Source organism: Sphingomonas sp. AC449, assembly GCF_979253475.1.
In genome coordinates this window covers 1-248 of the sequence record NZ_CEEDCZ010000074.1, presented here as the reverse complement: position 1 = coordinate 248, position 248 = coordinate 1, and the positions used below count along the sequence as shown (strand labels likewise).

At 70.6% G+C, this 248-nt stretch carries 1 pseudogene; it reads right to left on the bottom strand.

What is annotated here, in order from left to right:
- Nucleotides 1–225 (bottom strand): annotated as a pseudogene (locus AC0CH3_RS17890) (multicopper oxidase domain-containing protein); the annotation flags it as partial.
- Between the last annotated feature and the right edge of the window lie 23 nt (nt 226–248).

Genomic DNA, 248 nt, shown 5'->3' with positions numbered 1-248 from the left:
GCGGTCGCCGGGGAAACGCGGATGCCGGCCGAACGCTTCGAAGACTGCGGCAATCTGCGGCGTGTGCATCGCGCGACTGAACGGCGTCGGCGACCCCATCGCCGTCGTGCCGCGCGCGGGGTCGACGACGAACGCGCCGTGCAACCCGAGGATGCGGTTGAGCGGCGCCTCGAGCGGATCGTGATACCGATACGAGCCACCGACGGGCGCGACAAACATCGGCACCAGCCGTGTCTCGCCAGGCGGGA